The 19,917-nt window shown below is 60.7% G+C and carries 19 protein-coding genes and 1 pseudogene; 3 read left to right on the top strand and 17 right to left on the bottom strand.

Annotated features, from left to right (window positions below; genetic code table 11):
• Positions 1–22: 22 nt before the first annotated feature.
• The 4 genes from LCM4577_RS21400 to LCM4577_RS21385 form a co-directional block, all read right to left on the bottom strand.
• Positions 23–814 (bottom strand): phosphocholine cytidylyltransferase family protein, encoded by a 792-nt coding sequence (locus tag LCM4577_RS21400; RefSeq protein ID WP_071073317.1) that lies wholly within the window; start codon positions 812–814, stop codon positions 23–25.
• Between the two features lie 20 nt (positions 815–834).
• Positions 835–2,019, bottom strand: coding sequence for an aminotransferase class I/II-fold pyridoxal phosphate-dependent enzyme (locus LCM4577_RS21395; protein WP_040972958.1), 1,185 nt, complete (start codon positions 2,017–2,019; stop codon positions 835–837).
• Positions 2,020–2,058: 39 nt separating this feature from the next.
• Positions 2,059–2,997, bottom strand: a complete 939-nt coding sequence (gene aepX, locus LCM4577_RS21390; RefSeq protein ID WP_042643717.1) for a phosphoenolpyruvate mutase — start codon at positions 2,995–2,997, stop codon at positions 2,059–2,061.
• A gap of 407 nt (positions 2,998–3,404) precedes the next feature.
• A complete protein-coding gene (locus LCM4577_RS21385) occupies positions 3,405–3,617 on the bottom strand; it encodes a helix-turn-helix domain-containing protein (RefSeq protein ID WP_041005590.1) in 213 nt (70 codons plus the stop codon).
• 143 nt (positions 3,618–3,760) lie between these two features.
• Here LCM4577_RS21385 and LCM4577_RS21380 point away from each other — a divergent pair, with 143 nt between their 5' ends.
• Complete coding sequence (locus LCM4577_RS21380) at positions 3,761–4,000, top strand: DNA -binding domain-containing protein (RefSeq protein WP_071073315.1); 240 nt, start codon at positions 3,761–3,763, stop codon at positions 3,998–4,000.
• 337 nt (positions 4,001–4,337) lie between these two features.
• Here the strand turns inward: LCM4577_RS21380 and ubiM are convergent, their stop codons facing one another.
• From ubiM to ccoN, 9 genes are all read right to left on the bottom strand, one after another.
• Positions 4,338–5,519 carry a 5-demethoxyubiquinol-8 5-hydroxylase UbiM gene (ubiM, locus tag LCM4577_RS21375; RefSeq protein ID WP_071073313.1) on the bottom strand — a complete coding sequence of 394 codons (1,182 nt, stop codon included), beginning with the start codon at positions 5,517–5,519 and terminating at the stop codon, positions 4,338–4,340.
• A gap of 683 nt (positions 5,520–6,202) precedes the next feature.
• Positions 6,203–6,337, bottom strand: coding sequence for a cbb3-type cytochrome oxidase assembly protein CcoS (ccoS, locus tag LCM4577_RS21370; protein WP_071073354.1), 135 nt, complete (start codon positions 6,335–6,337; stop codon positions 6,203–6,205).
• Positions 6,334–8,616, bottom strand: a complete 2,283-nt coding sequence (locus LCM4577_RS21365; protein WP_071073311.1) for a cation-translocating P-type ATPase — start codon at positions 8,614–8,616, stop codon at positions 6,334–6,336. The genes ccoS and LCM4577_RS21365 overlap by 4 nt, the downstream gene beginning before the upstream one ends.
• Entirely contained in the window at positions 8,613–9,128 is a 516-nt protein-coding gene (locus LCM4577_RS21360; protein ID WP_071073309.1) for a FixH family protein, read from the bottom strand. Before LCM4577_RS21360 ends, LCM4577_RS21365 begins: the two co-directional genes overlap by 4 nt.
• Positions 9,125–10,684, bottom strand: a complete 1,560-nt coding sequence (gene ccoG, locus LCM4577_RS21355; RefSeq protein WP_071073307.1) for a cytochrome c oxidase accessory protein CcoG — start codon at positions 10,682–10,684, stop codon at positions 9,125–9,127. Before ccoG ends, LCM4577_RS21360 begins: the two co-directional genes overlap by 4 nt.
• A gap of 201 nt (positions 10,685–10,885) precedes the next feature.
• Entirely contained in the window at positions 10,886–11,749 is an 864-nt protein-coding gene (gene ccoP, locus LCM4577_RS21350) for a cytochrome-c oxidase, cbb3-type subunit III (protein WP_071073305.1), read from the bottom strand.
• Positions 11,750–11,751: 2 nt separating this feature from the next.
• Positions 11,752–11,901, bottom strand: coding sequence for a CcoQ/FixQ family Cbb3-type cytochrome c oxidase assembly chaperone (locus LCM4577_RS21345; protein WP_040972694.1), 150 nt, complete (start codon positions 11,899–11,901; stop codon positions 11,752–11,754).
• Positions 11,902–11,914: 13 nt separating this feature from the next.
• Positions 11,915–12,646, bottom strand: coding sequence for a cytochrome-c oxidase, cbb3-type subunit II (gene ccoO / locus LCM4577_RS21340; RefSeq protein WP_041005599.1), 732 nt, complete (start codon positions 12,644–12,646; stop codon positions 11,915–11,917).
• Positions 12,637–14,268, bottom strand: a complete 1,632-nt coding sequence (ccoN, locus tag LCM4577_RS21335) for a cytochrome-c oxidase, cbb3-type subunit I (RefSeq protein WP_071073303.1) — start codon at positions 14,266–14,268, stop codon at positions 12,637–12,639. Before ccoN ends, ccoO begins: the two co-directional genes overlap by 10 nt.
• Before the next feature lie 1,061 nt (positions 14,269–15,329).
• Here ccoN and LCM4577_RS21330 point away from each other — a divergent pair.
• Together LCM4577_RS21330 and LCM4577_RS21325 are read left to right on the top strand one after the other, a co-directional pair.
• Entirely contained in the window at positions 15,330–15,593 is a 264-nt protein-coding gene (locus LCM4577_RS21330) for an Lrp/AsnC ligand binding domain-containing protein (protein WP_083354803.1), read from the top strand.
• A 910-nt stretch (positions 15,594–16,503) separates the two neighbouring features.
• On the top strand, positions 16,504–17,664 hold the full coding sequence (locus tag LCM4577_RS21325) for an MFS transporter (RefSeq protein WP_071073300.1): 1,161 nt from the start codon (positions 16,504–16,506) through the stop codon (positions 17,662–17,664).
• On the opposite strand, the pseudogene LCM4577_RS21320 reads toward LCM4577_RS21325, so the two are convergent.
• The 4 genes and pseudogenes from LCM4577_RS21320 to LCM4577_RS21305 form a co-directional block, all read right to left on the bottom strand.
• A pseudogene (locus LCM4577_RS21320) lies at positions 17,661–17,900 on the bottom strand (hypothetical protein); the annotation flags it as partial. The gene LCM4577_RS21325 and the pseudogene LCM4577_RS21320 sit on opposite strands and share 4 nt — an antisense overlap.
• A gap of 167 nt (positions 17,901–18,067) precedes the next feature.
• On the bottom strand, positions 18,068–18,865 hold the full coding sequence (locus LCM4577_RS21315; RefSeq protein ID WP_040972693.1) for a TIGR02391 family protein: 798 nt from the start codon (positions 18,863–18,865) through the stop codon (positions 18,068–18,070).
• 282 nt (positions 18,866–19,147) lie between these two features.
• On the bottom strand, positions 19,148–19,264 hold the full coding sequence (locus tag LCM4577_RS21310; RefSeq protein ID WP_244508401.1) for a hypothetical protein: 117 nt from the start codon (positions 19,262–19,264) through the stop codon (positions 19,148–19,150).
• A complete protein-coding gene (locus LCM4577_RS21305) occupies positions 19,216–19,500 on the bottom strand; it encodes a hypothetical protein (RefSeq protein ID WP_244508396.1) in 285 nt (94 codons plus the stop codon). The genes LCM4577_RS21310 and LCM4577_RS21305 overlap by 49 nt, the downstream gene beginning before the upstream one ends.
• Positions 19,501–19,917: the final 417 nt, after the last annotated feature.

Raw genomic sequence — 19,917 nt, 5'->3', positions numbered from 1 at the left:
CCCTCGCTGATTATGGCAGGCGCTATGCCCGGTCGGGGTGGAGCGGCTGCGCGGCATCAGCAAAGATGCTGTGCGCGCTGCGCAGATCCTCGGCACTGTCGATCTCGCACCACTTCACGCCATCGCAACAGGCCGCGGCTAGTTGGAGCCCGCGCCTTTCCACGAGATAGGCAAGAAGTTCCTCTATGTGCGCCTGCGTAGCACCTGAGCCGATGACCTCGTCAAGCGCGGGAACGATGAGGTCCCTGAGGGTAGACGCGGCCAAACGCAGTAGATTCATTGTCTTGAAGAGCTTGGGCCCGCTTTCGGCAAGATCTGCCGCGGTCTGCTTTGTGCGGAACGTCGAGATCAATCCGCTCGCCGAAAGCAGCGCCGCAGACCCTTGCATCGTAGCGTCGAACGTTACAACGGCGGCAACGTCGGTGGCATCGACAATGTTAAGATAGTGGAGTGCATTCTGTTCAAAGAAGACGTCGCCTTCGAGAAGATAGCAGTCCCCCGAAAGCAGCATATTACGGGCTAGCCAAAGCGAATAGGCGCTGCCGGTGCGGTCGAAAACCGTTGACTCCACATACGTGATCTCGACGCCGTGGAAGCGGTTGCCACATGCGTATTGAATAGCGTCTTTGCGGTAGCCGACGACGACTATGACCTCTTCCACGCCGATTGCTGCGAGGTTTCGCAGCGCGTTGTGCAGTATCGATGTGCCTTTGACTTCGATCAGGGGCTTCGGCCGCAGATCGGTCAGCGGGCGCAGACGTGAGCCCAGTCCGGCGGCGAGAATGACGGCCTTCTTGGGCGCGGCGACAGGCATGTCGATCCCCCTTTCTTCGATCATTTCCAGCCGTTGAGGACATCAACCAGCCGGGTTAGTCCGGTTTCGAGTTCTTCGGGAGGAATTCCATAGGACAGACGCAGACCGAGGGGGTCGCCGAAGGCGGTGCCCGATACAGCTGCGACGCCGGCGTCGGCAAGGAGCGAGGTCACAACGTCATCTGCTGTCGCCGGACCATTCTTGAGTGCGGGTCGCAAGTTGGAAAGATCAAGATAGAAATAAATGCCGCCCTGCGCCCGAGGCGCGGGGATCCGCCTCAATGAGGAGAGGATGCTGAGACCGATCTGTCGGGAACTTGCCAGCTGCAAGGCAAGCTTGCTCTCATGGCGGCCGTCTCCCCGCTCAAGGTGAGCCAGCACCGCATGTTGGGCGATCACATTGGGATTTGAGGTGGTATGGGACTGCAAGGCCCTGACGGCATCGACCACTTCCTTTGGAGCCGCCAGATAGCCAATCCGCCAGCCCGTCAGGGCCAGCGACTTGCTGAATCCGTTGACGACAATTGTTCGAGACCTGACTTCGGGCACAACCGAGACAATCGGGTAATGGGCATGATGRCCGTAGACGAAGTTGGCATAGCATTCATCGAAAATGACCCAGAGGTCGCGGTTGATTGCCAGTCGGGCGATCGCCGTCAGCGTATCGAAATCGTAGACCGCACCCGACGGGTTGGCGGGCGTATTGACGACGATGGCACGGGTCTTTTCGGTCAATGCCGCAGCGATGTCCTGGATCCGCGGGACGTAGGCGTTGGAACGCGTGTCGACGAAAACCGGCTTGCCACCTGCAATCACGACCTGGGCCGAGAACGTCGTCCAGTAGGGACAAGGGATAATCACCTCGTCACCTGGATTCACCAGCGCCATCGTCGTATTGAAGAGCGCTTGCTTGGCGCCTGTCGTTACCGCGATCTCGTCGGATTTCCAGGTTTGACCCGTATCGAAGGAGACCTTCCGCGCCAGCGCCTCGCGCAATTCCATCATGCCGATCGTATCGGTGTAACGATTGACGCCGTTGTCGACGGCATTGATCGCGCCTTCGCGAATGGTCGGAGCGAGCTCGCTCCAGATCTCGCCAGCGGTCAGGTCGATCACCTCTTGGCGGTTGTGGGCTGCCTGTTTTGCGGCGGCCCGCGCCGCGGCGGTTCCAGATGAACCGAACGAGCTTGTGCGTCGAGCAAGCATCGGCGCCTCCTTGCCTTGATTTGGGAAGTCAGGCCCGTTTTATTGGGCACCGCTCGCAATTTGCGGCAGATATTTTTGTTCGGCCGCGGAGAGCTCTTGATATTTCAGCAGATCAAAGAGGTCTTCGAGCGTCGCAACGTCGCGCTCGATGCCGGCGGTGCTCTCGTCGCGGATGATGCGGTCGCAAACCTGGCGCATGGCCGAGATCGCAGCGCGCATATTATGGTTCGCCCAAATCACGGTTGAGATTTGTGCCGCTCTGTATTGCGCGACCGGCGCGTTGTAATATTTCGTCGGGACGATCACTACCGGAAGACGGTTCCTCCAGGCGCGGCTGAAGGCGAGAATTTCGGCTGCGTCTGGTTTGCGCGAATGGATCAAGATCGCGTCGGCGCCGGCGTCAGCATAGGCATGCGCCCGCGTCAGCGCCTCATCTTGACCATGCCCTGCGATGAGTGCCTCGATACGTGCGACCACAACAAATTCCGGATCCGGCACGTGGTCCCGAATAGCCTGCAGACGTCCGCAGAACTCACCGATCTCAGCGAGTGAGTGCCGATCTGCGACAAACGAGTTCTTTTTTGGGAAGCTCTTATCCTCGACGCAGACACCGGCCGCCCCGCGTTGGTGCAGCTTGCGCGCGAACAGGCGCGCGTTGTTGAAATTCCCGAATCCGCTGTCGCCGTCGACAAGAACAGGTATTTGCGTGGCCTCGACGATTCTGTGAACAGCATCGACGATCTCAGTCCAGGACGCTTCGTTCGCATCGCGATAGCCCAGGCAGGACGAGATCGACAATCCTGAGGCCCACAGACCTCGAAAGCCGGCGGCCTCCGCGACCGACGCCGACAGCGCGTCATGGGCCTCCATAAGGAAAGCGATTTCATTCGAACATACCAGAGTCCGCAAAGCCGATGCGGTGGATGCTTGGCGAGTTCCATTGTTAGAGTTCGCGGTTACGGTCACATCTCTTATCATAATTATGAATCCGGTTGCCGACCTTAAATCAATAACGAAGACGACCCAATATTTTCTACAATCTTCCTCCAGACCACCAAAGCATCATGGCACATTACACGATATGACTAACAATAAAAGCCATTTTTGTGAAACTTACGTTACATCATTGTTCAACGACTGCTGAACCCCGAAGCACTAGCAGACAATCGACCACAACCGCTTCTGGCGGTCGAACCCCTCAACGATATTGCTGTTTTGCTGTCACGGCGGAAATCGGCTGACGCGGCCACTCGAGCCGACCGCATCGCCGAGCAGACTCGATTTCGCGAGCGTCCGATGAGCGCCGTCTGCGCGCAGCCGCTCAGTTGAAGGGTTGAACGCCGCCATCCAACGAGTCATGCCGACGGAGAATATGGATTGTTTGATCAGCGGGGCGGCTTGATCAGTTCGCAAGGATCAACATTAAGAGCTTTTGCGAGCCGACCGAGGACACTTACGCTCGCGGAGACGCGGCCGCGCTCGATTGAGCCCACATAACGCATGCTAAGCTGCGCGAGAGCCGCCAATTCCTCCTGCGTCAGGTCCTGATGATAGCGCACGCGACGCATGTTGATCGCCATCACCTCTTTGAGGTCCATGGCGATATACCGACCAGAACCGGAACTATCGTTCTAGGAACGATCGTTCCTATTCGTTATAGTGAGCCGTTCAAAACACAAATGGGATCGTTGGGAGACGCGCCCGGAAGCCGAAACTCGCTCAAAGCCACTCGGACACCGAAATGCAAGACGAAGTTCCCTGGTCAGATAGCCTCACGGCTTACGACAAAGAGCATTTTACGACCTATATGCAGTTCCTGGATGCCGCCGCCGACAGTGCCAGCTACGAGGAAATGGCGCAGCTGATCCTCGGCATCGATCCCGAACGGGAACCGGAACGAGCCCGCAATGCGGCCCGCAGCCATCTTGATCGGGCGAACTGGATGGTGACGACAGGCTACCGAGAATTGTTCGCCGGCTGACTGGCGTTCCGGCAAAGAAAAAAGACGGCAGCCCGACAACGGGGCGGTGCCGGTGGCGAGACATGGACCGGGGCGCTTCGCCTATCCTGCGGACGGGAGCATTTGTGCCAGCATACGCGATGCAGGCTGGGGCAAGATCCGGCAGAGGCCCCGTTTCCTTCAGCCAACGCGACCCCGTGGATCGACGAAAATGTCACCCAGAAACTCGGGAACGAAGGACTCCAGCCGGAAATCCCTGCTGAATTGCGAGCCAGGGACGGCAACTTGCTCGGCGGAACGGCGCAACGCACCTGGCAATCCATCCGCCGCAACAGCCCGAAATCTACCGGAAGCTTTTTCATCGCCCAAGCATGTTCGCAATGCCGTGTCGGACGAACGGAAGATATTGCCCCAAGCGAAGCCCCACATGTCTTGCGAATCGGGCCGCCGGGTGCTCGTTCGAGTAGATCCCGACCAGTAGATTGGTAGCGTGATAAAGAGGTGCGGCCCTCAAGCGCAGGCGGCTCTCATAGCTGCTCAACATGTCGGGGTCGGCAATGTCGTGACCGTTGCGAATAGCCGTCAGTATTCCGTGGGCGAGTCGCTTTTGACCGTCGAGGCCGATGTTGAAGCCATGGGCGGTCACCGGGTGCATGCCGACGGCAGCGTCGCCAACGAGTGCGGCGCTTGGAGCCCAGAAGCTGTGCGCCCAGGTCGTGACCAACGGATAGATATGGCGTTTGCTTGCAAGGGTCATTTTTCCGAGGCGCCCTCGACACCGGTCCGTCAATTCGATCAGGAACAGATCGTCGTCTAAGGCAAGAAGTCTATTGGCGTCATTTGCGCGCAACGTGACAAGCAATGACGACTCGCCTTCCATCAGCGGCAAGATCGCTATGGTCTGATGGTGATCGAACCATTCGATTGCGAGCTGATGGTGGGCGCGTTCGTGCCTGACCCGGCAAATCACCATCGAGCTGCCAAGCCGATTGATGTCGGCGGCGATGCCGAGCAGGTCGCGCGTTCGCGACAGACGCGAATCTGCTGCGACGAAAAGCCGAGCGGTCAACCGCCTGCCGTCGGAAAGATTTACGACCGCTCCTTTGGGGCTGTTGGTTACAGCAACGACCGAGTGGCCGCATAGCAGCTGGACACGGTGGTGCGAGCGGATGATCTTGAACAGGGCATCGCGGATCCRACAATTTGGGATCAGAAATCCGAGTGGTTCTGCAGATCCTCTTGGAGGATCGAAACACAGAGCGAAAGGGCTCGATCCGTTGAGCACGCGCGCGCCTTGCACTGGTGACTTGTGATTAACGGAGATGGCATCCCAGGCGCCGAGCTCGCGAAGGATGTTGATGGAGGCGAAGGTCAGCGCGATCTCGCGACCGTCGGAAGGCGGCTTTGCCAGGCTTTCGAAGGGCTGCTGCTCAACCACCGCCACTTTGAGATCGCTCTTTGCAAGCGATGCGGCGAAGGAAAGTCCAACCGGTCCGGCTCCGGCGACGATGATGTCGAAACTGTCGTCGCAACTGGCCATCAGCGCGCTGCCATCGCGTCGGCTATCGCGTCGGCTATCTGGGTGAGCTGCTGGTTCTGTTGAGCCGCAACCCGTGGACCGGTTGGCCTGGCTGCCGTTGTGCGCCGCATCGCCTTAAGCCACGGGCCGAGCCAGGCAGATTGCCAGCCAGAAAGGGGGATTCTCACCACCGCTATTCGTTGAAGGTAACGACCATACTGTCCGTTAGACATACATTGTTCCTCTCCCTTGATTGGTCGACGTAACCACGCCGGTCAGAAGATAACCTTGATCTGGATCAGCCAGACGCGGCAAAGCCGACGGCGGCGGGTTTTATGCTCGACTGGTCAACGGCCCAAGAAAATGCCATGTGGTCACGTCATCCTGGACTGACGGGCGCCCCTGCGGCGCACGTTCGGCAAACTTAATCTTGGCTGATCCGTTTTTCGCGCCAGTCGGCTCGGCAGCATTTCTAAGCAAACGTCGGACGCTCCTATCCGCCGTGCGAGGTACTTTGTCACGTGAGCCGCCCGCACGAAGGAACGGGCGACAAGTCCTTCGAGCGGTAGGGCTGATTGAACGTCGCTTGGCGAGATCGCTGTGGGAGCCTTGGCGGTCTGGCCCCGACCAAGTCGACCCGGCTGACCACCGCTGTCCGTACGATTGCCGGCACAGTGATCAGGTCAGCGTTCCAGCTTGTCGTCCTAGTCGATGAGGATGCGCTCAGCGGCCCCGTGGAGATCCTCGTATTGACCACTGCTCAATGCCCATAGAAAGCCGGATAGCCCAAGCGCGCCAAGGAACAGCGCTGCTGGTACCAGGTAGACGAGCGTCGTCATGAGGGCTGCCCCCATGGGCGAATGCCCGCGCACGTTGCCGAAGGAGCCGTCGTGGTGGGTGCAAAGCCTTGCAGGCGCAGGGCGTTTCCAATGACAAGCAGCGAGGAAGCGTACATGGCGATCGCCGCGATGAGCGGCGTCACGTGTCCGAGAATGGCGATCGGCACGGCAAAGGCATTATAGACGATCGCGATGGCGATGTTCTGGCGGATGAGCCGGCCGGCCTTGCGCGAGACTTTCATTGCAAGAGGGACTGCAAGAAGGCTTTCGCGCAGGAAAACGAAGTCGGCGGCCTTGCGGCCGATGTCGGCCGCGGTCGCCGGGGCGATCGAGACATGAGCCGCGCGCAGTGCCGGTGTGTCGTTGAGCCCGTCGCCCACCATCAGCACCTTGTGATCCGCACGGGTCAGCGCTTCGATCCACTCGACCTTGCCCGAGGGCAGCAGCGCCGGCACGAAATTCTCGATTCCCAGTGTGTCGGCGACCTCGCTGCAGGCCTTCTCGGTATCGCCGGACAACATATCGACCGACACGCCGGCAGTCTTCAACTGCTGGATTGCCGCCTTGGCATCCGATCGAGGCGCATCCTCGAAGGTGAAACAAGCGACGATGCTGCCATTCCTCGAAAGCACCGTGCCGCCATAGCCGCCAAATTTGCCTTCGCCGCCGGTGCGAGCCTTCCAGCCTGCCCATCCGCGCCGTCCAAGGCGCCAAATGTCGCCCTTCGCGACCGCTTCTATGCCGAAACCCGGTTCTTCGCGCACGGAGAGAAGCTTGTGCTGACCGGAAGAAGCTCCATAGGCCGCAATGGCTTTTGAGAACGGGTGGCGGGAATGAGCCGCCATGTCGGCGGCCATTGCGAGCATGGCCGGATCGATCGCGGATGCGTTTACAAGCTTTGGTCGCCCCAAAGTCAGTGTCCCGGTCTTGTCGAACACGGCCGTGTCGATTGCAGCGAGACGCTCCATGGCCGAGCCGTCCTTGACCATGACGCCGGCCTCGAACAGGCGCCGAGCCGCCACGACCTGGACGATCGGCACCGCAAGGCCGAGCGCGCAGGGGCAGGTGATGATGAGCACGGCGATGGCGATGGTGACAGCTAGGTGCCAATCGCCGGATACGGCCATCCAGCCCAGGAATGTCGCAAAGGCCGCCAGATGGACCACCGGCGCATAGAGCGACGATACCCGGTCGGCGATCCGCCGGTAGTGCGAGCGGCCGCCCTCGGCGGCTTCCATCAGCCGAACCATCTCCGCCAGGAAAGAATCTTTTGCGGCGGCGGTTGCCTGCATCGTCAGCGGACCGGTGAGATTGAGCGTGCCTGCCTGGACGCGCGCTCCCGCGCCTACGGCCTTGGGCGCGCTCTCGCCGGAGACGATCGAGCAGTCGAGGTCGGAATTTCCGCTGATTATGTCGCCGTCGACCGGTATCCTCTCTCCGGCCGCAATAAGCAGGCGCATTCCCGGCATGAGTTCGGCGACGGGCACGTATTCGCGCGTGCCGTCGTGCCGCAGCACCACCGAGCCCCGTGCCGCGAGCCTCGACAGGCCGTTGACGGCCGTTCGCGCGTGCTCGCGCATGACGTGGTCCAGCGTGCGGCCGATCAGCAGGAAGAAAAACAGCGACACCGAGGCGTCGAAATAGGCGTGCTCGCCGTGATTGATGGTCTCATAGAGGCTCATGGCGTAGGCGAGCGACACCCCCACCGCGATCGGCACGTCCATGTTCATCCGGCCGTGGCGGAGCGCGTTTGCCGCGGAGCGGAAGTAGATCCCGCCGGCGAAGGCGAGCGCCGGGATGGCGATCAGCGCGGAAATCCAGTGAAACAGATCCCGCGTCGCGCCTTCGGCACCGGACCAGACCGACACCGAAAGCAGCATGATGTTGYCGGCCGCGAAGCCTGCGACGGCGACGGCCCGGATCAATTCCGAAAGGGTCTTGTCCTTCTCTTGGATTTCGGAGTCGAACAGATGTGCCTCATAGCCCAACCGGTCAAGCGTCGCGAACAACGCAGGGACTTCGTCGCCATGCCAGCGGACCGACACGCGTTTCGTCGAGAGATTGACGCGCGCGGATTCCACATTTTCGAGCTTGGCGAGCGCGGCCTCGATCGCCTGGATGCAGCCACCGCAATGGACCGCCGGCACCGACAAATCCGTCTGGTGGCTGTCACCGCCCAACGCACGGCTGGCCAGCTTGATTTCGTCACTGGAGGGCAAAGCCGATGCCGCGTTGGCGACCTCCAATGCCATTTCGGCTCCCGGCGCGCAGCAGCTCATTGCAGGGCCCCATTCGAGATGATGACGCGGCGGACATCGCGAAACGGTGACGTGAGCCCCGCGTCTGCATCGATCTCAACGATCCAGACGCCGTCCTTTGGCGTGTGCCGGGCGATAAATTCGCCGGTGTTGCCAGGAGAGCCGCTGGAAGACGCGGCGAGCGTCACAGCCTTGTCCTCGGCTTCGTAGGCAGGGTGCCGAAACAGCACCCTGACGCCGTGCAGCGGCACCGGTTTTCCCTCCGCATCGGCAACGCTGTAGCGGACCTCGCCGGAGGCAATGGTCAGCTTGCCCTTCCAGCCGAGCGCGGCCTGCGCTCTTCCCTTCCTTGCTTCCTCATTGAACTGCTGGCTGGCAACGTAGGTGTTCTCGACGACAAGGCCGGTCCAGCTCTTCCGGGCAAGCGTGGCCATCGTCACGTTGACCCCAATCACCACCGCGAAAAAGCTGACGATGACGATCAGCATATGTCTGCCGGTGAACTCGCGCGGCTTATGCGTATCGGTGCTCATCTGCCATTCTCCGGCGCGTTGAAACTGGCGGTGTATTCGGCGAATTCGGAACTCGCCTTGTCCTCGATGCGAAATTCGAAGCTCTGCACCGGCTTCTTGATGTGGCCTGCCGGTTGCCGCACGAAGACCTTCAGCGTCTTCAGGCGGTCGGGTTCGACTGGAATGGAGAAAGAGCGGCTCGGGGGCTGGTCGATGCCGACGATGCTCATCTCGCCGTCGTCGAGGCCCTCCAGCGTGACTTCGATCGTTCTCGGCTCGGGTATCATGTTGAGCAGCTTGACGGTGTAGCCGTTGCGGATCGCGCCGTCCGAAAGCGTCACGAACTGCGGATTTCTATCGTGCAGGACGTTCAGCTCCAGCCGCTCGCGCGTCAGCAGCGAATAGACGAGCACCAGCCCGATCGCCGACCATACGCCGAGATAGATGTAGGTGCGCAGCCGGAAGATCTTGCCCAGATGGAAATGTGCCAAGCCGTCGACGAAGCTGCCGCTCGCCGTTCTCACCAGCGCCGGATTGACCGGGCCGGTGCCGCCGGCGGTCGCCAGCGCCATGTTGGCGTTGTAGTCCGCCAGGGTGGCGTAGGAGATCAGCCCACGCTCGCGGCCGAGCTTGTCCATGATGCCGTCACAGGCGTCGATGCACAGCGCGCAGGTGATGCATTCCAGCTGCTGTCCGTCGCGGATGTCGATCCCCATCGGGCAGACGGCCAAGCAGGCGTTGCAGTCGACGCAATCACCGACCGCCCGTCCGGTGGCCGAGGCCTTCTTGGCATGCCGAGAACGCGGCTCGCCGCGCCAGTCGTTGTACGTCACCGTCAACGAATTTTCGTCGAGCATGGCGGCTTGGATGCGCGGCCACGGGCACATATAGGTGCAGACCTGCTCGCGCATCAGTCCGCCGAACACATAGGTAGTGCCGGTGAGGACGGCGATCGTGACATAGGCGACGGGCGCGGCCGTGCCGCTGATGACTTCGCCGAGCAGCTTCGGCGCATCGGCGAAGTAAAAGATCCAGGCGCCGCCCGTGGCGACCGCGATCACGAGCCAGACGGCATGCTTGGATATGCGCAGGAAGAGCTTGCGGGTTGTCCAGGGGGCGGCGTCCAGCTTGATGCGGGCATTGCGATCGCCTTCGATCGAGCGTTCCACGACAAGGAACAGATCGACCCAGACGGTTTGCGGGCAAGTATAGCCGCACCAGGCCCGCCCGACCGTCGATGTGATCAGGAAAAGGCCGACACCTGCCATCATGAGCAGGCCGGCGACGTAATAGAATTCCTGCGGCCAGATCTCGATGAAGAAAAAGTAGAAGCGCCGGTTGGCCAGGTCGACGAGGACGGCCAGGTCGGGAGCGAAGGGGCCGCGGTCCCAGCGCAGCCAGGGGGTCAGGTAATAGATGCCGAGCGTGATCGCCATCACCAGCCATTTGAACTGGCGGAAACGGCCCGAGGCGCGCTTCGGGAAGATCTTCTTGCGCGCTGCGTAGAGCGGCTGTCGCGTCTTTGCGGAGTTGCCCGCTTCGGCTTCGAGCCGTTTTATCTGCTTGTTATCAAGCACGAGAAGCTCCGGTGACCAGCGACGATGGTCGCGGACGACACTCGACCACGGATTCGGGCCGATGGTCGGGCGACCCTTGCCGCATGGCGGGCAGCGCCCGCGTTGAGGAAGTTCAATCGCGGACTGCCGCAATGCGGTCGAGGCCCGGCTCGCGCCGGGCCTCGTCGCTTGGCGGGGGGAGGGCCGAGAACAGGCCGCCGCCTATTCTCCGCCGCCAAGCGAATGGACATAGACTGCAAGTTCCTTGACCTTGATCTCGCCGAGGCGCTCGATCCAGGCGGGCATCACCCCGCTCTTGGGGGCTCGTACCTGCGAAGCAATGGCAGCTTCGCCAGGCCCATAGAGCCAGATCGCATCGGTCAGATCGGGTGCGCCGAATTCTCTGTTGCCCTTTGCGTTCTCGCCATGGCAGACAGCGCAATTGTCCGCGAAGACTTTGGCGCCGGGCTCGACCAGGCTCTTGTCCTTGACGGGGCCCGAAAGGCTGGCAACGAAAGCGCTGACCTGGTCGATCTGTTCGGGCTTGAGCACATCGGCAAAGGCAGGCATCTCCGACTGGCGGGTGTCGGGGTCCGCGGCGAAACGAATGYCGTGCGTGATCGTCTGCTGGATCTGCTCCGTCTTGCCTCCCCAGAGCCAGTCGTCATCGTTGAGGTTCGGAAACCCTTTCGACCCTTGCGCGCYGGATCCGTGGCATTGCACGCAGTTGACCTTGAACGCCGCGCCGCCGGCCGAGACGGCAAACTCGCGCAGCGCATCGTCGCCGGCGATTTCGGAGACGCTCTTGGACTGGATCGCCGCGACATATTTGGCCTTGGCGGCTTCGGCCGCTGCCATCTCGTTCTTGACGTCGTTGCGGCTGGAGAAGCCCAGGACGCCCCTGGTGGCGGAGCTGAGCATCGGCCAGGCCGGGTAGGCGATCGTGTAGGCGAGCGCCCAGGCGATGGTGACGTAGAAGGTGATCACCCACCAGCGGGGCAGCGGATTGTTGAGCTCCTTGATCCCGTCCCACTCGTGGCCGGTGGTTGAGACGCCCGACATTTCATCGATATACTGCGTGCTCATGATCAGTCGTCTTTGAAGGGGATGTGTGCGGCTTCATGAGCCTGACTGTGACCGCCCGGTCGGAGCGCGAAGGCAACGCATCCAGCAAAGAAGAGCACCATGCCAAGCAGGCCACAGCTGTCGGCAAACTCGCGCATCAGGTTGTAGTCCATCGGTTTGTTCTCCTCAGCGGTAGCCAACGGCTTCGTCGTAGTTCTTGAAGTCGACAAGAGTGCCGAGCATCTGCAGATAGGCGACCAGGGCATCCATCTCGGTCACCTGCTGCGGATTGCCGTCGAAGTCGCCGACCTTGGCTTTCGGATAGCGACTTTCCAGGCCGGAGGTGTCGGCGTTGGGATCGGCCTGAGCCATCAGATCGGCATCGGCGTGCTTGATCATGTCGTCGGTGTAGGGGACGCCGACGCGCCGGTTGGCGACGAGATGCGTGGAGAAGTCCTTCACCTCGATCGGCTTGTCTTTCAGGAACGCGTAGCTCGGCATGATGGATTCCGGCACGACGGAACGCGGGTCGGTCAGATGCTGGACGTGCCAGCTGTTGGAATAGCGGTCGCCGACGCGGGCGAGATCCGGCCCGGTGCGCTTGGATCCCCACTGGAACGGGTGGTCGTACATCGACTCGGCCGCCAGGCTGTAGTGGCCGTAGCGTTCCACCTCGTCGCGGAAAGGCCTGATCATCTGGCTGTGGCAGAGGTAGCATCCCTCCCGCACATAGATGTTGCGCCCGGCGAGCTCCAGCGGCGAGTAGGGCCGCATGCCCTCGACCTTCTCGATCGTGTTGTCGAGATAAAAGAGCGGCGCGATCTCGACGATGCCGCCGACGGTCACGACCAGCAGGGACCCGACGAGAAGGAGCGTGGCGTTCTTCTCGATCAGAGCGTGCTTGTCTATCAAGCCCATTTTCTGACCCCTGATCGCGCAGGCTGGAGGGCGGCGATAGAGCCGGGCATCGGATCCTCTTCACGTCGGTAGCCACGAATGGTCATGGTGATGTTCCAGGCCATGATCAGCATGCCGGCGAGGTACATGGCGCCGCCCGCGGCGCGCATGACGTAGTAAGGGTGTATGGCGGCGACCGTTTCGGCGAAGGAGTAGACGAGGAACCCCTGCTCGTCGTACTCGCGCCACATCAGCCCCTGCATGATGCCGGAAACCCACATCACGGCCGCGTAGACCACGATCCCGAGCGTCGCCAGCCAGAAGTGCCAGGCGACAAGCCGCAGCGAATAGAGCCGCTCGCGGTTCCAGAGTTTCGGGACCATGTAATAGATCGCGCCGAACGAGATCATGCCGACCCAGCCGAGCGCGCCGGAATGGACGTGACCGATGGTCCAGTCCGTATAGTGCGAGAGCGAGTTGACCGTCCTGATCGACATAATCGGCCCTTCGAAGGTCGACATGCCGTAGAAGGCGACGGCGGCGACCATCATGCGGATGATGGGATCGGTGCGCAGCTTGTCCCAGGCGCCGGACAGCGTCATCAGGCCGTTGATCATGCCGCCCCAGGACGGCATCCAAAGCATGATCGAGAACACCATGCCCAGCGTCTGTGCCCAGTCTGGCAGGGCGGTGTAGTGGAGGTGATGCGGCCCGGCCCAGATGTAGAGGAAGATCAGCGCCCAGAAGTGGATGATCGACAGCCGGTAGGAATAGACCGGCCGGTTCGCCTGCTTGGGCACGAAGTAATACATCATGCCGAGGAAGCCGGCCGTCAGGAAGAAGCCCACGGCATTGTGCCCGTACCACCACTGGGTCAGGGCATCCTGAACACCCGAGAATGCCGAGTAGCTCTTCGAGCCGAGGAATGAGACCGGCATCGACAGGTTGTTGACCACATGCAGCATCGCAATGGTTACGATGAAGGAGAGGTAGAACCAGTTGGCGACGTAGATATGCGGTTCCTTGCGCTTCAGGATGGTGCCGAGGAAAAGGATCAGATACGCGACCCAGACGACTGTCAGCCAGAGGTCGAGATACCATTCCGGCTCGGCATATTCGCGGCCTTCGGTGATGCCCAGCAGATAGCCGGTCGCGGCCATGACGATGAAAAGCTGATATCCCCAGAAGACGAACCAGGCGAGATTGCCGCCAAACAGCCTGGCACGGGACGTGCGCTGCACGACATACATGGATGTGCACAGAAGGGCATTGCCGCCGAAGGCGAAGATGACGCCGGAGGTATGAAGCGGCCTCAGCCGGCCGAAATTGAACCAGGGCTCGATGTTAAGCTGGGGGTATGCAAGCTCCAGCGCGATGACCAATCCGACCAGCATGCCGACGACGCCCCAGAACACCGTTGCGATGGCGCCGTAGCGGATTGGTCCATCCATGTAAGCTGCAGGGTCGATTGGAACTGCCGGCTTGAAGTCGGTGTTGCGCATCAGCATCGCGTTGAAGCCAGCCACGGCGAAGAACAAAACCCACATGTGCTGACGAAATGGTTCATCCACCCCGAAGCCGGCGGCTACGAGGGCGCCAAAAGCAAACAGGCTTAAAAGGACGATCTCTGTGCCAAATTTCATCGCAAGACCCGATCTGGAATGCCGGCGGACGCCAATCCGCGTCGCATCAATTGCGCAGTCGCGGCCTGTTTGCCCTGATCCATGTCAGAGCCGCACGATTTTGCCACCGGCAGCATCGAATTCGGTGCGATGAGAAGGTGGCGATTGAAGYAGGAAACGCGGTACGGCGAAGCCGGCTTGCTGAAACAAGGCCGCCGCCCCGGGCCGCTGCGGCGTGGTGGCAATCGCGGGCAATCTGATGACGCGAGTGGGTCTGCGAAGTATGGTCGATGGCTTGCCGACGTGGACGAGGATTGGCGAAGCGCGACCGCCCCGAAGCCAGGCCAATGGCAACACCAAGACACGCGGCAACAGTGCTGGCCAAATCAAACATTTGGCGTCTGTGCCAAGGCCTTCGTCGCCGACGCTGCGAGCCGCTCGGATCGGACGGGACCGCTGGTCGCCTCTGGCCAGGCCGGCGATCGGCTCGCTATCTACTTCAACCGCGGCACGCTGATGTAGAGGTGGTCAGCAGTTATTTCATGACCACGTCACGCCTTCAGCGGAACGCCGCGGACGGAAAACCTTGCTCAATTTTCTTGGAATTGCTGGCTGGTCATCCATCGCTACGCTTTTGACCCTCGTTCTCAATAGAGCGATCGTATTCATGATCCGACGAGGTTGCGGCCAAGCGCGGGATGAAATCGCGCCCGCATGCCAGCAATCGGGCCGTCATCTGTGCACCGTACTGCCCCGATGGCCAAAGGGAACATACGCCCTCCCCCGGCGACAACGTCGTCATTCGACGTGAATTCACGGATTGTGACCGATGCAATGTTTGCGCGGGCAATCGTCGCGCGACTTGCAAGCCAGGTGTAGGCCTGGCTATACGGGCGGTCATCGCGCAACTTCAAAGGGAGATGGTCGGCTGGAAAGCGCGAACATGCTGTCGTCGGCAATTTGGGTTCGAAATAGAAACGTGGGTCAACCTTGCACAGCGGTTTTCTCACAGCAGCTCGATCCCACTGAAATCGTGGCTGACTCCATGAGGTGTTTAAGTTGGAAAAACCGGAGAGAGAAATTTGACAACCGGTAGCAAAATCCCGGTCCGGATCGAGTTGGAGGCCATTAGCTCACACACGGTCGAGCGTTTCGAAAATTCTCTTCGAAAGCATCCTGAGATCGAAGAATGCTATGCGGTGAGCGGCAAGACGGATTACCTTCTATATGTCTGCGTAAAAGACATCCGGGGCTACGAGGAGATCCACCGGGAAGTCCTTTCCAGGCTACCTGGGGTAAGAAAAATTAKGGCGGATATTCCTCTACGTCGTGTCGTTCCATTTTGATGGATGGCGCGGCCCGAGCGCGTCCACGAAATCTTCATTTAGGTGGTGGTAAGGCGCTTCTAAAATGCCGAGAGGCTGGCTCACGTTGCTGGCGACTGATACGAGAGGAAGATACGTGTTGAGAATGACGCGGGCCGAGCTCTACGATCTGGTCTGGTCGAAACCGATGACCGAAAATCGCAAGGCAGTGTGGCATTAGAGACCAGCATGTGGCGCGATGCGTATGAGATCGTTCGGACGCGTGCCGGCCATTGGCAAAGAGTAGAGCACGGCAAGTCGGTGGAAACCGTAACGCTCGATAACACGAACCCTAGCCCGTCGAGGTGCGTCTGCGAGCGGGGCACGATGCTTTCTCGTTCAACGCCTATAGCTCGGGGAGGCTGAGACGGGGACAAATCCCAAGGTGGCATAGCGCTTGCTGGCGGTATCAGGGGCATTGAGCTCCACACCGGAGCGCAGCGCTGTAATGTTTAGAATCGCCAGTTCAGCCAATCTCGTAATCCGGTGTTCACCGGGGGGTTCCCGGCGAGCAGCAGGAACAGACATTATTTCCACACCGAACCGTGCTCGCGGGCGCAGGCATGTGAGGCCGTGGCCAAGGGCTAGTGTCGAAAAAAAGCCGCCGGAGTTCTCGCCAAGATTTCCTCAACTTGGGCCGAGGCAATCGGCATCGGCAGCTCATGATGTTTTCGTTTCCTCCACAGCTGCCCATGAGGGAGAAACGTCAGGTCGACCGAGCCATAACAGTCCTGTCCACGACCATCGCTCAGACGCCRCCCGCCTCAAAAGCCCGGCCTGTGTTCGAAAAAGGGCCGCTCTCCTTCTTCTGATACCGGCTCCTATGGTGGAGCTCGTGCATCGCGGCCGTCCAGACAATCTCGGTGTTGGACCGTTTTAGCAGGGACGTCCCATGCCGCTGCCAATCCTAGCGCTTGCCATTGCCTCCTTCTGCATCGGCACCACGGAATTCGTCATCATGGGCCTGCTGCCAGAGGTCGCGGCCGACCTTGGCGTCTCGATATCCTCCGCCGGCCTTCTGGTCACCGGCTATGCGCTGGGCGTCGTCTTCGGCGCGCCGATCGTGGCCATGGCAACCGCCCGCCTGCCGCGCAAGCCAGTGCTTGTCGGCCTCGCCACCCTCTTCGTCATCGGCAATCTCTTTTGCGCCACCGCTCTGAACTACTGGCTCTTGATGGCAGCGCGTGTCTTCACCGCTTTCGGTCACGGCGCCTTCTTCGGCATCGGCTCCGTCGTCGCCGCGACCCTCGTGCCGCGCAACAAGCGGGCGAGCGCGATTGCGCTGATGTTTGCCGGCCTGACGCTGTCCAACATCCTTGGCGTTCCCGCTGGCACGGCGCTGGGCGAAGCCTTCGGCTGGCGCGCGACTTTCCTCGCCATTGTCGGCATCGGTCTCATCTCGGTCGCGGCCATCGCCTGGCTGGTGCCTTCGGACGTCGCGGAGCCGAGCGGCGGCGGCCTGCGCGGCGAGTTGCGCGTGCTCGGCAGGCTGCAGGTCTGGCTCGCGATGCTGATCGCCTCGCTCGCCTCCGCCAGCCTGTTCGCGGTGTTCACCTACATCAAGCCTTACCTCACCGACGTCTCCGGCCTGTCTAGGGCGACCATCACCTGGGTGCTGCTCCTGTTCGGCGCCGGCATGACCATCGGCAACATCATCGGCGGCAGGCTGGCCGACTGGAAGCTGATGCCGACGGTGATCGCCACGCTGCTCGCCATGGCCCTGCTGTTCGTCGTCTTTACCAAGCTCGGTGCGATTGCCGCGGTAGCCGTGGCCATCGTCTTCCTGTGGGGCATGCTGATCTTCATCGTTGTGCCGCCTTTGCAGATCCGCGTCGTCGAGGCGGCTGCCGAAGGACCGAACCTTGCCGCCACGCTCAACCAGGGCGCCTTCAATGTCGGCAATGCCGGCGGCGCCTGGATCGGGGGCCTTGCCATCTCCTGGGGCATATCCTACGCGAACCTACCGCTGGTGGGCGCTACGCTCGCGCTTCTGGCCGTCGCCGTGGCCGTGCTGTCGCAGTCGCTCGACCGCCGCGCGGTGGTACAGGCTTAGTCATTCGCTGATGGGATATACGCACGATTGTCACGGATGTTCAGTATGTAACGTGTATGTCGGAGTTCACCAGTTCTTGTCAGCGCACCTTGGCAACCAGATCCTGCAGGACCCTTGTCGCCGTGGCGCGGGATGCCTGGGTGATGGCGATATAATTCTCCGCGCTGAGGCCGCCTTTAAAGCCGTCCATACCTCCCCGGAAGTATCCGGGCGACGGCTTTTTCCTGGCGTTTGTTGGCATGGGCTTGGAGAGCGACGATCGAGGCCCGGCTGAAGTTGTTGGAGCGCCTAGGCGCGACTCCCATCGAAATAAACGTCCATGAGAGCAGCACCTGCTCCTGACCCAGCTTACCGCGCGCCAACTCGGGGGTACCGCACTGCTGCGAAGATGTCTGAACTGGCTTCAAGCGCGGGGCGGCATTGTCGCCTTGTCGATCCTTCGGTGGATGAGCGACACGAGCGAAAGCAAGTCTTCTGCATCTTCCTTCGACATGGCCCAGTTCACCTTCGCCTCGTGCGCCGTAGGATTCCGAAACATTCCGAATGTGCCCTTCAGCAGGTTCACGAATCCTTTCTGCTCGTCCTGCTCGCTTTTCGTCTCCAGCGAGTTGATTGCAAGCATCGGCTTCTGGCCGCCGAAGACGTGGTCGACTAGAACGGCGCCGTCGTCGAGCAACCCGGTCCGCTTCCTGAGCTTGTCGGCAACGCTCTTTGCGGCCTCGAGGACGGCGTGGAAATAATTGTCGTGCAGGAGTTCTTGCCTGCAGAAGGAAAGCACGTCGGAATGTACCCCGCGCGACAGCAGATCGGCTCGAAGTTCCTTAGCTCTGCGTTCGGCTTCGCCCAGCGTCGCGGCCTTGGCCGCAGGTCCCAGCTTTCCGGCCGCGTCGATAGATATTCCGGCGAAGGCCAGAGCGCGGTTGACGTTCGCCCTCATTGGCTCGAAGCGTTCAGGCTCCCGCACGAACCGCGTTGGCTTCATCGCTTTCCGGATGAACCCAAGAATGCGGATGCGGTCCCCTCGCGTGTTCTGCTCGTGGGCGAACGCGTTGTAGAGACGGTGTCTCTTGGTGATTGAAGGATCTGTGTCCCTGATCTCGCACGTTCGTAGCAGGAAGCCGACCTCGGAACCCGTAAGCCCTGCCGATGTGTCCCCCAAAGCATCGGCTATCGCCTGCAGCTGATCCTGCGTGAAATGCATGTCCCCACGTCCGACCTATCGGGCCGCCCAGCCGCTTCATAACAAAGCGCATAAAGATTCGCGAGTCGCGAGACGTTGCTATCCCTCAGCCACGACATCTACGGAGCTGCAGCTATGGTCGCACTGGTTTTGCTTCGAGCATCGTGCGCAAGGAGGGAAATTCCTATGATCCCCTCCCGTCGATCCGCCGACTATGCCGACGTGAGATTGATTGTTGAACCTCCGGCTGAAGCCGTCGGTCGACGCAAATCACAAGGTGATCTGCAAGGTGTTGGAGGCCGCCTAGCGACCTCCCTGCTTCCGTTCCTTGATAATCTTGAGCATTTCTTTGTAACGCGCTTTCGCCGTTTTCATCGCCTTCCTGTCAACGCCATTGGTTGTCTTGGTGAAGGCATGCAGAACGAAAACCGTGTTCTCGTATTTTGCACAGTAAACCGCTCGATAGCAGGGCTTCCATTTTCGATTAGTTCGATTGCGCTAGGTCCAACGCCTTCTTTTATATTCGTGCGTTCCGAGAAGGGGCGTTCTCCATTTTGAACGGCCTGCAGATCGGCACCAAATTGCTTCTTTATATCTTTTGGCAGTTCCTGAAAGGCTTTCTTCGCTGCTTCATTCACAAACTCAAACTTCTTCATAAATGCTCATTTTCTTATCGACACTCCTACTCCCCCATCCGACCTGATKGGCTTTGCGCTTCGCTGGGCCATARACACACTTGCCCAGGGACGTCCAATGTATCACACGCGCAAAAATGTCAGCAGGGTCGGTCGCGAGTTCCCTTCCCCACTCCCGCGGTCGGTTGCCCAAAACGTCGCTGTGACGGGCGTGGCGCCGCTTAAATCGCCATCATCCGCTGGTCAACCAGGCCGGAGTGTCGGCGAGGCGTTGCAGCAAGCTTCATGGACCGGAGCCGATAAGCGGCCTGAGGCGGTCCAGCAAGGCCTGGCGGTCGGCGACGAGGGTGTCGAGGTGGAGCGGCCGGCCGGTGGGCGGTTCGGCTTCAGCCAGGCGTGCGGTCAGCGCCCGGGTGGCGTCGAGGACGAAGACGCCGC

The organism is Mesorhizobium sp. LCM 4577 (assembly GCF_001854795.2).
Lineage (GTDB): Bacteria > Pseudomonadota > Alphaproteobacteria > Rhizobiales > Rhizobiaceae > Mesorhizobium > Mesorhizobium plurifarium.
Note: the sequence above shows the minus strand (reverse complement) of the source record. Positions and strands in the feature narration are given on the sequence as shown.